At 61.3% G+C, this 12,102-nt stretch carries 8 protein-coding genes and 7 pseudogenes; 14 read left to right on the forward strand and 1 reads right to left on the reverse strand.

The genetic code is table 11. The features are described 5' to 3' along the window. From X727_RS136095 to X727_RS136055, 14 genes and pseudogenes are all read left to right on the forward strand, one after another. On the forward strand, positions 1 to 581 hold a 581-nt coding region (locus X727_RS136095; RefSeq protein WP_023835425.1), incomplete at its 5' end, for a cbb3-type cytochrome c oxidase subunit I. 11 nt (positions 582 to 592) lie between these two features. After that, positions 593 to 1,328: pseudogene (gene ccoO / locus X727_RS01000000165285) on the forward strand (cytochrome-c oxidase, cbb3-type subunit II). An 11-nt stretch (positions 1,329 to 1,339) separates the two neighbouring features. Continuing rightward, positions 1,340 to 1,489 (forward strand): CcoQ/FixQ family Cbb3-type cytochrome c oxidase assembly chaperone, encoded by a 150-nt coding sequence (locus tag X727_RS136090; protein WP_023690689.1) that lies wholly within the window; start codon positions 1,340 to 1,342, stop codon positions 1,487 to 1,489. Between the two features lie 2 nt (positions 1,490 to 1,491). Continuing rightward, positions 1,492 to 2,155: pseudogene (ccoP, locus tag X727_RS01000000165290) on the forward strand (cytochrome-c oxidase, cbb3-type subunit III). Between the two features lie 128 nt (positions 2,156 to 2,283). After that, positions 2,284 to 2,695, forward strand: a pseudogene (locus X727_RS1000000167370) (hypothetical protein); the annotation flags it as partial. A 3-nt stretch (positions 2,696 to 2,698) separates the two neighbouring features. Continuing rightward, positions 2,699 to 3,439: pseudogene (locus X727_RS1000000169325) on the forward strand (4Fe-4S binding protein); the annotation flags it as partial. Further along, a pseudogene (locus X727_RS1000000169855) lies at positions 3,370 to 3,791 on the forward strand (4Fe-4S binding protein); the annotation flags it as partial. The pseudogenes X727_RS1000000169325 and X727_RS1000000169855, both read left to right, overlap by 70 nt. A gap of 1 nt (position 3,792) precedes the next feature. Continuing rightward, positions 3,793 to 4,443 (forward strand): annotated as a pseudogene (locus X727_RS1000000169860) (4Fe-4S dicluster domain-containing protein); the annotation flags it as partial. Positions 4,444 to 4,474: 31 nt separating this feature from the next. Beyond that, the gene (locus tag X727_RS1000000169335; protein ID WP_245274243.1) at positions 4,475 to 4,891 is read left to right on the forward strand and encodes a FixG Ig-like domain-containing protein; all 417 of its coding nucleotides are present in this window, start codon (positions 4,475 to 4,477) and stop codon (positions 4,889 to 4,891) included. An 80-nt stretch (positions 4,892 to 4,971) separates the two neighbouring features. After that, a pseudogene (locus X727_RS1000000165800) lies at positions 4,972 to 5,385 on the forward strand (FixH family protein); the annotation flags it as partial. A 2,167-nt stretch (positions 5,386 to 7,552) separates the two neighbouring features. After that, the gene (gene ccoS / locus X727_RS136070) at positions 7,553 to 7,723 is read left to right on the forward strand and encodes a cbb3-type cytochrome oxidase assembly protein CcoS (protein ID WP_023835431.1); all 171 of its coding nucleotides are present in this window, start codon (positions 7,553 to 7,555) and stop codon (positions 7,721 to 7,723) included. Positions 7,724 to 7,789: 66 nt separating this feature from the next. Further along, positions 7,790 to 8,488 carry a CBS domain-containing protein gene (locus X727_RS136065; RefSeq protein ID WP_023689267.1) on the forward strand — a complete coding sequence of 233 codons (699 nt, stop codon included), beginning with the start codon at positions 7,790 to 7,792 and terminating at the stop codon, positions 8,486 to 8,488. A 328-nt stretch (positions 8,489 to 8,816) separates the two neighbouring features. Then, the gene (gene nirK / locus X727_RS136060; RefSeq protein ID WP_023835432.1) at positions 8,817 to 9,923 is read left to right on the forward strand and encodes a copper-containing nitrite reductase; all 1,107 of its coding nucleotides are present in this window, start codon (positions 8,817 to 8,819) and stop codon (positions 9,921 to 9,923) included. Between the two features lie 109 nt (positions 9,924 to 10,032). Continuing rightward, positions 10,033 to 10,845 carry an SUMF1/EgtB/PvdO family nonheme iron enzyme gene (locus tag X727_RS136055; RefSeq protein ID WP_245274245.1) on the forward strand — a complete coding sequence of 271 codons (813 nt, stop codon included), beginning with the start codon at positions 10,033 to 10,035 and terminating at the stop codon, positions 10,843 to 10,845. Between the two features lie 49 nt (positions 10,846 to 10,894). On the opposite strand, the gene X727_RS136050 is transcribed toward X727_RS136055, so the two are convergent. Further along, a complete protein-coding gene (locus tag X727_RS136050) occupies positions 10,895 to 12,070 on the reverse strand; it encodes an NnrS family protein (RefSeq protein ID WP_023835433.1) in 1,176 nt (391 codons plus the stop codon). Positions 12,071 to 12,102 lie beyond the last annotated feature (32 nt).

Consider the following 12,102-nt stretch of genomic DNA (forward strand, 5'->3'; position numbering starts at 1 on the left):
TCAACGGCCTGATGACGCTGTCGGGCGCCTGGGACAAGCTGCGCACCGATCCCATCATCCGCATGATGGTGATGGCCATCGCCTTCTATGGCATGTCGACCTTCGAGGGCCCGATGATGTCGATCAAGACGGTCAATTCTCTGTCGCACTATACCGACTGGACCATTGGCCACGTTCACTCCGGTGCGCTCGGCTGGGTCGGCATGATCTCGTTCGGCGCGATCTACTTCATGGTGCCGAAGCTGTGGAACCGTGAACGGCTCTATTCGCTCAGGCTCGTTACCTGGCACTTCTGGCTGGCGACGCTTGGCATCGTTGTCTACGCCGCTGTCATGTGGGTGTCCGGCATCATGCAGGGCCTGATGTGGCGCGAATACGACGAGCAGGGCTTCCTGGTCTACTCCTTCGCCGAAACCGTGGCCGCTATGCACCCTTATTACATCATGCGCGCCATCGGTGGGGCCATGTACCTCTCCGGCACCCTGATCATGGCCTGGAACATCGCCATGACCATCCTCGGCTACCGGCGCGAGCAGGATCCGATGCCGCGCTCCACCCCCGCCCTCCAGCTTGCGCGATGATGAGACAGAAAATGAGGTTGATGAACAGACACGCGGTCATCGAGAAGAACGCTACACTTCTCCTCCTCGGGTCGCTGCTGGTCGTGACAATCGGCGGCATCGTCGAGATCGCGCCGCTCTTCTATCTCGACAACACGATCGAGAAGGTGGAGGGCATGCGGCCTTACTCGCCGCTCGAACTTGCTGGTCGAAACATCTATGTCCGCGAGGGCTGCTACCTCTGCCACNCACAGCCAGATGATCCGCCCGTTCCGCGACGAGGTCGAGCGCTACGGCCACTACAGCCTGGCGGCCGAGTCGATATACGACCACCCCTTCCAGTGGGGATCGAAGCGCACCGGACCGGATCTCGCCCGCGTTGGCGACCGGTATTCCAACCTGTGGCACGTGGATCACCTGACAGATCCACGGTCCGTGGTACCGGAATCGATCATGCCGAGCTATGCCTTCCTTAAGGACAAGCCGATCGCGGTGAAGGACTTCTCGACGCATCTGGTCGCCAACAGGCGCGTCGGCGTCCCTTACTCCGACGACATGATCGCCAACGCCAATGCCGATTTGATGGCGCAGGCTGATCCCAACGCCGACACATCCGGCCTCGAGGCCCGCTACCCCAAGGCCAAGATCGGCGACTTCGACGGCAACCCGCAGCAAGTCACCGAAATGGACGCGCTGGTTTCTTATCTCCAGATGCTGGGCACGCTGGTCGATTTCAAGAACTACGGTGAGACCGCCGGCTACCGCTGAGGACAATGGCCATGACGTACAATTTCATGCGGGAGTTTGCCGACAGCTGGGGCCTACTTGCCATGGCTCTTTTCTTCATCGGATCTGTTGCCTTTGCAGTTCGTCCCGGAAGCCGCAGGCAAGCCGGCGAAGCAGCTCAAATTCCTCTGAAGGAGGACTGATCATGAGCAGCGATCACATCGACGAGGTTTCCGGCATCTCAACCACCGGTCATGAGTGGGACGGCATTCGGGAGCTCAACAACCCGCTTCCGCGCTGGTGGGTCTGGACGTTCTACATCACCATAGTCTGGGCGATCGGGTANTGCCGCGTTCAAGCTCAATTGCGTGCAGTGCCATGGTTCCGGCGCCCAGGGCTCCAAGGGCTTCCCCAACCTTAACGACGACGACTGGCTGTGGGGCGGCAAGGCGGACCAGATTCAGCAGACGATCACCCATGGCATTCGCTTCGCCTCCGATCCGGATACGCGCCTGTCGGAAATGCCCGCCTTTGCCGACATCATCACCGCCGACCAGATCAAACAGGTCAGCGCCTACGTCGCCAGTCTGTCGGGGGCCGTCGTCAATCAAGCATTGGTCGCGCCGGGCGCAAAGGTCTTTGCCGAAAACTGCGTGGCCTGTCATGGCGACAATGCAAAAGGCAACAAGGAACTCGGCGCTCCAGATCTGACCGACGCCATCTGGCTCTACGGGTCAGGCGAAGCGGCCATCGCCGCCCAGGTCACCGCGCCGAAACAGGGCGTGATGCCGGCCTGGGGCGCGCGCCTCGGCGAGACCAAGGTCAAGGAACTGGCGGTCTACATCCATTCGCTTGGCGGCGGAGAATAGGAAAGCAGCCTATTCTCGTCCTCCCCCTCCCGCCAAGCGACGAGGCCCGGCGCAAGCCGGGCCTCGGCATCATCCAGAACCGATGAGTCGGCTTCCGGCGAAATCGTCGCTGGTGACTGGAGCTTCTCGTGCTCGATAACACGCAAATAGAACGGATCGAACCCACGACGTTCAACTCCGCCAAGGTGCGCCAGCCAATGTATGCCGCGCGCAGGAAGATCTTCCCGAAGCGGGCCTCGGGCAGCTTTCGCCGATTCAAATGGATCGTGATGGCGATCACGCTNGCGCAGGAAGATCTTCCCGAAGCGGGCCTCGGGCAGCTTTCGCCGATTCAAATGGATCGTGATGGCGATCACGCTCGGCATCTACTATCTCACGCCGTGGCTGCGCTGGGACCGCGGTCCGTTTGCCCCCGACCAGGCCGTGCTGCTCGATGTGGCCAACCGGCGCTTCTACTTCTTCTTCATCGAGATATGGCCGCAGGAATTCTACTATGTCGCCGGTCTTCTGGTCATGGCCGGCGTCGGTCTTTTCCTGATCANGCGCAGGAAGATCTTCCCGAAGCGGGCCTCGGGCAGCTTTCGCCGATTCAAATGGATCGTGATGGCGATCACGCTGGGCATCTACTATCTGACACCGTGGCTGCGCTGGGATCGGGGTCCGTTTGCCCCCGACCAGGCCGTGCTGCTCGATGTCGCCAACCGGCGCTTCTACTTCTTCTTCGTCGAGATATGGCCGCAGGAATTCTACTATGTCGCCGGTCTTCTGGTCATGGCCGGCGTCGGTCTTTTCCTGATCACGTCAACCGTCGGCCGTGCATGGTGTGGCTACACATGCCCACAGACCGTATGGGTCGATCTGTTCCTGGTCGTCGAGCGCGCGATCGAGGGCGACCGCAACGCACGCATCAAGCTCGATGCCGGTCCTTGGACCACTCGTAAGCTTGTGCTNCTTTTCCTGATCACATCGACTGTTGGCCGTGCCTGGTGTGGCTACACATGCCCACAGACCGTATGGGTCGATCTGTTCCTGGTCGTCGAGCGCGCGATCGAGGGCGACCGCAACGCACGCATCAAGCTCGATGCCGGTCCTTGGGCCAGTCGTAAGCTTGTGCTGCGGGCATCGAAACACGTCATCTGGCTGGTCATAGGCGCAGCGACTGGTGGCGCATGGATCTTCTATTTCGCCGATGCGCCGACGCTGCTCGGCGANTCGAGATATGGCCGCAGGAATTCTACTATGTCGCCGGTCTTCTGGTCATGGCCGGCGTCGGTCTTTTCCTGATCACGTCAACGGTCGGCCGTGCATGGTGTGGCTACACATGCCCACAGACCGTATGGGTCGATCTGTTCCTGGTCGTCGAGCGCGCGATCGAGGGCGACCGCAACGCCCGCATCAAGCTCGATGCCGGTCCTTGGACCACTCGTAAGCTTGTGCTGCGGGCATCGAAACACGTCACCTGGCTGGTCATAGGCGCAGCGACTGGTGGCGCATGGATCTTCTATTTCGCCGATGCGCCGACGCTGCTCGGCGAACTCTTCACCGGCACGGCAGCGCCTGTCGCCTACATCACCGTCGCGGTTCTGACGGCGACGACCTACACGTTTGGCGGGCTGATGCGCGAACAGGTCTGCACNGGCGCATGGATCTTCTATTTCGCCGATGCGCCGACGCTGCTCGGCGAACTCTTCACCGGCACGGCAGCGCCTGCCGCCTACATCACCGTCGCGGTTCTGACGGCGACGACCTACACGTTTGGCGGGCTGATGCGCGAACAGGTCTGCACCTATATGTGCCCATGGCCGCGCATCCAGGCAGCCATGCTCGACGAGAGCTCGCTCACCGTCACCTACAATGACTGGCGCGGCGAACCGCGCACGCGTCACGCCAAGAAGGTTCTTGCCGCAGGGCATCCCGTCGGCGATTGCGTCGACTGCAATGCCTGTGTCGCCGTCTGTCCGATGGGGATCGACATACGCGACGGTCAGCAACTCGAATGCATCACCTGCGCGCTCTGCATCGATGCCTGTGACGGCGTCATGGACAAGCTCGGCAAAGCGCGAGGACTGATCTCCTACGCGACGCTCTCCGACTACAACGCCAACATGATCCTGGCCACCGCCGGCGGCGCCAGCTCGGTCAATCCATCACTGGTCAGGACGGATGACGGCCTGTTTTCGGACAGGGTGGCGCATTTCCATATCCGCAAGATCTTTCGGCCACGAACCTATGTCTACATGGCCATGTGGTCGCTGATCGGGCTGGGCCTGCTCTTTTCGCTGCTGACGNTTTCGGCCACGAACCTATGTCTACATGGCCATGTGGTCGCTGATCGGGCTGGGCCTGCTCTTTTCGCTGCTGACGCGCGACCGGCTCGAAATCAATGTCCTGCACGACCGCAACCCGCAATTCGTGACGCTCTCGGACGGCTCGATCCGCAATGGCTATACCGTCAAGCTCTTGAACATGATCCCCGAACCGAGAACGATTATCGTCACCCTCGGGGGTTTGCCAGGCGCGGAGATGAGCATCGTTGGCGTCGATCTCCCCGCCGATCGCTCCTTTGCAGTCCAGGTCGAACCCGACCGGCTGAAGATGCTGAAAATTTTCGTGCGCCTGCCCGCCGACCAGATTCATGGCCAGGCGCAGACCTTCACATTCCGGGTCGAAGACAAGGTCAGCTTCGAGTCCAACGAATACACCGCCACCTTCAACGCGCCGGAGATCGCCAGATGAACGCCACCACGCGAAAACACCGCGAGTTCACCGGCAGGCACATGTTGGCCACCATCCTTGCCTTTTTCGGCGTGGTCATCGCGGTCAATCTGACGATGGCGACGCTTGCCAACACAAGCTGGACCGGCCTTGTCGTCGAAAACACCTATGTGGCGAGCCAGCAGTTCAACAAGAAGGCCGAGGAAGGCCGTGCGCAGGCAGCGCTTGGCTGGACCGGCCAGTTGACCATCGCATGGGGCGAAGTCCGCTATCGCATCATCGACGCCGCGGGCAAACCGGTTTCCCTGCATGGCGTGAAGGTGCTGTTTCGCCATCCGGCTTACGAGAAAGAGGATGAGTCCGTCACGCTCGCCCTGGTCTCTGGCCAGGAGTTTGCAGCACAACACGTGCCAAGGGATGGTGTCTGGATCATCGAAATAGACGCCGATGCCGGCCTGGCAAAACCTTATCGCGACGTGCGCAGGGTCATGATTTCCAATGGAGCGCTAAAATGAGCTGCTGTGCACCGGGCGCGGAAGTCGCGCTGGATCTTGTCAGCGCCACTTCAGTTCTGCCGTCCAGCCAGGAGGTCAGGCTGGCGAGCCGGTCGCTGGGCGACGACCTTCATCAGACCGACCTGTCGGTACCGACGGTTCACTGCGGCGCCTGCATCCAGATGATCGAGACCGCGTTGNTGGAGTTCAGACGTGTGCTCTTCCGATCTGATGCGAAGGACAGGACGTTATCGGAGCTCATCCGCGCCGTCGCCGTTGCCGGCTTTGCGGCGGGCAACATCATGCTGCTCTCGGTGTCGGTCTGGTCCGGCGCCGAGGGCGCCACCCGCGACCTGTTCCACTGGGTCTCCGCGCTGATCGCCATTCCCGCCCTTGCCTTCGCCGGCGGTATCTTCTTCAAGTCGGCGTGGACTGCGCTGCGCCACGGCCGCATGAATATGGACGTGCCGATCGCTGTCGGCGTGTCGCTGGCCTACGCCATGAGCCTCTATGAGACGATCACCCATGGCGACCACGCCTATTTCGACGCGTCGGTATCGCTGCTGTTCTTCCTGTTGATCGGCCGCACGCTCGATCACGTGATGCGCGAGCGCGCCCGCACCGCGGTGAAGAGTCTGTCGCAGTTGGCCGCGCGCGGCGCCATGGTGTTGCGCGGCGACGGCGCACGCGACTATTTGCCGGTTGGCGAGATCGAACCAGGGATGCAGTTGCTTATTGCAGCCGGCGAAAGAATCCCCGTCGACGGCAGGATTGCGCGCGGGACATCCGACGTCGACTGCTCCCTGGTCTCCGGCGAGAGCACGCCCAGAAGCGTGGCGCCAGAAGATACCGTGCAGGCCGGCGTGCTCAACCTTACCGGTCCGCTGACGATCGAGGCCACAGCCGCCGCGAAGGATTCGTTCCTGGCAGAAATGGTTCGGCTGATGGAAGCCGCGGAGGGCGGTCGCGCCCACTATCGCCGGATCGCCGATCGTGTTTCAGCGCTCTATGCCCCGGTGGTTCATCTCAGCGCCTTCGCGACATTCCTAGGCTGGATGGCGGTGACTGGCGACTGGCACCGGGCGATCACCATCGCTATTGCCGTTCTGATCATCACATGCCCATGTGCGCTCGGNCTCGCCGTGCCGATCGTCCAGGTGGTCGCGGCGCGGCGCCTGTTCGACCACGGCATCATGGTCAAGGATGGGTCGGCCATGGAGCGCCTGGCTACGGTCGATACGGCTGTGTTCGACAAGACCGGCACGCTCACGCTCGGACAGCCCAGGCTCGTCAACGCGGCCTCGATCGATCCGGCAATGTTGATGATTGCGGCCACCATGGCCGCACATTCGCGTCATCCGTTTTCAAAGGCCATCTCCGGTTTTGCCACTTCTAGCGGGCAACTCACATTCGATACCGTCAGCGAGCATGCAGGGTTCGGAATCGAAGCCACCCACGCCGGGACCACCTGGCAACTGGGTCGGCGCGGATGGGCGGGATGGAAAGCCCGGACCGGTGGCGAAGGCAAGCATGGCTATGGCGGAACGGTTTTGACCAGGAATGGGCTGATTGTTGCTACCTTCGCCTTCGAGGATGCGCTGCGTGCCGACGCCAGGGCTGCCGTCCAGCAATTGAACGACGCTGGAATAGCGGTGGAAATGCTGTCAGGCGATACCGCCCATGCCTGCCAGGATGTTGCGAAAATGCTGGGTGTCGGCGACTTCGTTCCGTGTCTGCTGCCATCCGGCAAGGTTGAACGCATCGAGTCCCTTAGACGCGATGGACATAAGGTCTTGATGGTCGGCGATGGCCTCAATGACACGCCGGCGCTGAGCGCGGCCCATGTCTCGATCGCACCGGCCACCGCCGCCGACATTGGCCGCAATGCAGCCGACTTCGTTTTCCTGCGCGAAAGCCTCATGGCGGTTCCGCTGGCGCTGGACGTTTCGCGCAACGCGGGAAACCTGATCCGCCAGAACATCGCGATCGCCATCGTCTACAATGCTGTCGCCGTGCCGATCGCCATTCTCGGGCACGTCACGCCATTGATAGCGGCGATTGCCATGTCGGCGTCATCGCTGCTTGTCATTGGCAATGCAATGCGTTTGCGGCGTTCCATGCCAGGTTCGCCGGCGAAAGTGGTTCGGACCTCCAGAGGATCCGGCGTCAACGAATTCTCGCGATCCTCATGACGACCCTTGCCTACCTCATCCCGGTCGCCCTCTTCCTTGGCGCGCTAGGCCTGGGCGGGTTCCTGTGGGCGTTGAGAAGCGGCCAGTACGATGATCTCGATGGCGCTGCGGAGCGCATTCTAATCGACCGCGACGACGGCGCGGAGAATGCTCCTCGCTCCAAGTGACTCAGATCAAAGCGCTGCGGGTCGGGATGTCCCATCGTCGGCCGACGTAAGATCAGGAGGGTAAGGATGCTAGCCGAAGCCATCATGACGAAAGCAGTCATCACGACGGATGCGAACGCGACGATCGCCGAAGCGGCCGAGCTCATGCTTTCAAACAAAGTCAGCTGCCTCCCGGTAACCGACAGCGACGGTGCCCTCGTTGGAATTGTAAGCAAAAGCGACTTCTTGCGCCGAGAAGAACTTGGGACCCAGCGTGTGCGTCCGCGCTGGCTGGAGTTTGATCTTGGCCCGGGCACAGTCGCCGAAGACTATGCGCGCTCGAACGGACGGATCATCCATGAGGTGATGACCACAGCCGTCATTTCGGCGTCTCCAGGCGCCTCAATTGCACAGATTGTCAACTTGATGATGCAACACCGCATCAACAATGTGCCGATTGTCGATCGGGACAGGGTCGTCGGCATCATCACGCGAACTGATTTGCTGCCTGTCCTGATCCGCGCCATGCCGAAACAGGGCACCACGCCACCCGATGACGACCTGATCCGCAAGGCCGTACTTGCCGAGCTGCAGGGACAATCGTGGGGCGGCGGTGACTTGATTGATGTAAGGGTCAGCGACGGCGTCGTCGAACTGACCGGGGCGATTGTCGACGAGCGTCAACGGAAAGCCGCGATCGTTGCGGCGGAGAACGTTGCCGGCGTCGGACAAGTCAAGGACAGCCTCTTCCTCCGTACAGATCCGCTCTCGGTGATGGTTTCATAGCTGCGGAAAAAAGCAGGGACGCCAAGCAGCGTCCCTTGGGGTTCTGCTCCCTTCCCACATCACTTAGACATGAGGCTGTCGGCGAGTTCCTCCAGCGTATAGCGCCCGTCATGGTTGGCGAGCACGCTGTCGGCAGCGAAGACGCCCGTCCATCGCCAAGCTCGAAACCGAGCGGGACTTGCTCGACCATTCTTGACGCACAAGATTGCCGCAGTCGAGGCTGTTTGTTGCTCCAATTAACACTCACCAATTTGCGCCAGCGCAAAGAAACGCTGCGTCAGGTCAGTTAGCTTCTGCTCATCCGCAACGGTTGAGATAGGAGATTGATATGATCACGCGACGCGAAGCCCTCTTCGGAGCAGCGATTGGCGCTGCCGCCGTGGCGGCACTGCCCGCACTGTCGGCAACGGTGACGAAAGCAGACATTCGAGGACTTCGCCGCGACAAGGTCAAGCTCGTGGCACCGCCTTTTGTGCATCCGCACGACCAGATCGCCAAAGGCGGTCCGAAGATCGTCGAATTCACCATCACGATCGAGGAGAAACCGATGGTCATCGACGCCGACGGGACGCAGCTCAATGCAATGACTTATAACGGCTCGATCCCGGGCCCGCTGATGGTCGTCCACCAAGACGATTATGTCGAGCTGACGCTCATCAATCCCGACACCAACTCGCTAGCCCACAACATCGATTTTCACGCAGCGACGGGTGCGCTGGGCGGCGGCGCCCTCACCTTGATCAATCCCGGCGAACAGGTGACGCTGCGCTTCAAGGCAACCCGAACGGGAACTTTCGTCTATCACTGTGCTCCCGGCGGACCGATGATCCCGTGGCACGTCGTCTCCGGCATGAATGGCGCCATCATGGTGCTGCCGCGCGACGGGCTCAGGAACGACAAGGGCGAGCCGGTCAAATACGACAAGATCTTCTATATCGGCGAGAGCGACTTCTATATTCCGCGCGATGAGAAGGGCAATTACAAGAGCTATGAATCGGCAGGCGACGGCTACGACGACATCGTCAAGGTCATGCGCGGGCTGATCCCGACGCATGTGGTGTTCAACGGCAGGGCCGGTTCGCTGACCGGCGACAACGCCATGAAGGCGAAGGTCGGCGAGACCGTGTTGATCGTCCATTCGCAGGCCAACCGCGATACGCGGCCACATCTCATCGGTGGACACGGTGACTATGTCTGGGAACAAGGAAAATTCGCCAATCCGCCGGCCAAGGATCTGGAAACCTGGTTCATCCGCGGCGGCTCGGCAGGCTCGGCGCTCTATACGTTCCTGCAGCCCGGTGTCTACGCTTACGTCAACCACAATCTGATCGAAGCTGTGGAACTCGGGGCGACCGCTCACTTCATGGTGGAGGGCGAATGGGATGACGACCTGATGACGCAGGTCGAGGCGCCTAAACCCATCGCCACCAACTGACGGCACTCCAATTTGCCCGGACAGCGTCGCTGTCCGGGCATGGACAAAAGCCATGTCACCTCTCATCGTCAAGGTTGTCTCGGTCGCCATGGCGGCTGCATCGGTTCCGATGGGCTTGTCTGCCATCGGCCGGAACGGACATCGACAGTCCTACCCTGCCGCCACGACAGTTACCCTGGTCCCCGGTTCGATCACATATCCCCTGCCGGGCGAGTTCCTGAGGAATGGGCGCCCGCAAGCAAATCCGCGGCTCAGCCGACAGTTCAATAAACCTATCGAAATCATGACCTATCAGGTCAGCGCGTCAGACTATGCGAGCTGTGTGGCGGCTGGCGGCTGTCAGCCGGCACAGGAGACGCACGCGATCGCGCCCGATGCTCCCGCTACCGGAGTGAGCTATCTCGACGCCAATGCCTACGCCCAATGGTATTCGAAGGCGATAGGCGACGACTGGCGGCTGCCATCCGATGAGGAGTGGGCGTTTGCCGCGGCCGAGCGGTTTGCAGGGGAATTTGAGGGTGTCGAAAACGATACCAACAATCCCGCCAGGCGTTGGCTCACCAGCTACAAGGCCGAGGTGGACCTCAATCGCAAACCGGACCCCTTGCCCAGGAGCCGTGGCTCCTTTGGTGTGAATTCCTTAGGCCTCGCCGACTTTTCCGGCAACGTCTGGGAGTGGACTTCGACCTGCTATGTCCGCACCACGTTGGCTGCGGACGGGACCGATGTCGTGAGTTCGGTCGACAATTGCGGCGTCCACGTCCTTGAAGGGCTTCACAGGGCGTACATGTCGAACTTCGTCGGCGACGGGAAAAGCGGTGGCTGCGCCGTTGGCACACCTCCCGACAATCTTGGATTCAGGCTGGTCCGCGACCATCGAGGATGGGCGAACCGTTTCCTCGGCTACCTCGGCATTGCCTGAAAAAACAGCAGCGTCCGCTCCATCGTGTTTCGCCTGCACTCCCGTCGCCTCACTGTGCCTTTGGCGTCATCAACGCGGTTCCGTAGGTCAGGATGAAGCTTGCGAATGCCGCCACCCATGCGGTGCCGGCCATGTCGATCACCACGCCATAGGGCACAAAGGCGGCCAGGATTCTCAATGATCCCGCCAAAAGGACGGTCACGAAGATGAACGAGGCGCCTTTCCCAGCCTTGAGCTTTTGCCCGGTATGCCCAAGCGTCGCGCGGGTCATCACGGCAAGCGTCATTGAGCCCACCGCGCCAGTCCCGAGCGCGTGAAGTCCTGCCGCCGCCGGCACGGCATCGGGAAAGAAGATCGACGCCGATACCAGGGCAAGACCGATCGGCACGAAGGCGTAGGCAAGATGCAGAACCAGCACCAGCGGATCCCGCAACGTGCGTTCGCCAGCCCAACGCGACAGACGCCATGCCTGGCAGACTGCCGCGACGGCCACGAGCGTTGCCGACACTTCGTGGTCGGGAGCGAGCGTCCAAGCAGCCAGCGCAATGGCTGAGATGGCTATCGAGGCGACGTCAAAACGATCGAACGGCGCAGGCAGCCGCCCAGGATTTTCGCGGACGAGCCAGTTGCGGGTGAAGCTTGGAATGATGCGCCCCCCGATCAGCGAGATGAACATGATCGCCGCAGCCATGCCGAGCCTGCGACTGATGTCAGATGTGCCTTGAAGGTGGGCCTCGATATGGAACGCACCGTTGGCGCACGCCAGGACGGCGAGCGGCAGCAGCACCTTGAGATTGCGCCAGTTCCGCCCTGCGATGATTTCGCGTGCCGCAGCGGCTGCGACAGCAAGCAGAAATGAACCGTCGATCACGGCTGCCGCTACCCAGCCGATATCCGCCGAGACGAAGACAGCGGCACGGCCGGCAAGCCACAGGACCACCAACGCCAGCAGGGGCAGGCCTTGCACGGGCAGCCGGCCGGTCCAGTTCGGGATGGCTGTCAGCAGGAACCCGGTAACGATCGCCGGCAGATAGCCGAACAGCATCTCGTGAATGTGCCAGTCGACGGGAACGAACGCACTGTGGGCATCGAGTTCGCCGGCATACATCGGCAGCCAAAGCAGAATGGAGAGCGCAGCATACAGCGACCCGAGGAGAAAGAAGGGCCTGAACCCGTAGGAAAGAAATGCAGGCCCGGCGTAGGCCTGCAGGCGTGGAATCCCCATGACTGTATCCTCAAATGAACAGGGCCGGATGA

The organism is Mesorhizobium sp. L103C105A0 (assembly GCF_000502215.1).
Taxonomy (GTDB): domain Bacteria; phylum Pseudomonadota; class Alphaproteobacteria; order Rhizobiales; family Rhizobiaceae; genus Mesorhizobium.

Coding starts and splice junctions, on each gene's coding strand:
- X727_RS136090 (WP_023690689.1), top strand. CDS start 1,340: ATGACGTACAATTTCATGCGGGAGTTTGCCGACAGCTGGGGCCTACTT.
- X727_RS1000000169335 (WP_245274243.1), top strand. CDS start 4,475: ATGTGGTCGCTGATCGGGCTGGGCCTGCTCTTTTCGCTGCTGACGCGC.
- ccoS (WP_023835431.1), top strand. CDS start 7,553: ATGACGACCCTTGCCTACCTCATCCCGGTCGCCCTCTTCCTTGGCGCG.
- X727_RS136065 (WP_023689267.1), top strand. CDS start 7,790: ATGCTAGCCGAAGCCATCATGACGAAAGCAGTCATCACGACGGATGCG.
- nirK (WP_023835432.1), top strand. CDS start 8,817: ATGATCACGCGACGCGAAGCCCTCTTCGGAGCAGCGATTGGCGCTGCC.
- X727_RS136055 (WP_245274245.1), top strand. CDS start 10,033: ATGGGCTTGTCTGCCATCGGCCGGAACGGACATCGACAGTCCTACCCT.
- X727_RS136050 (WP_023835433.1), bottom strand. CDS start 12,070: ATGGGGATTCCACGCCTGCAGGCCTACGCCGGGCCTGCATTTCTTTCC.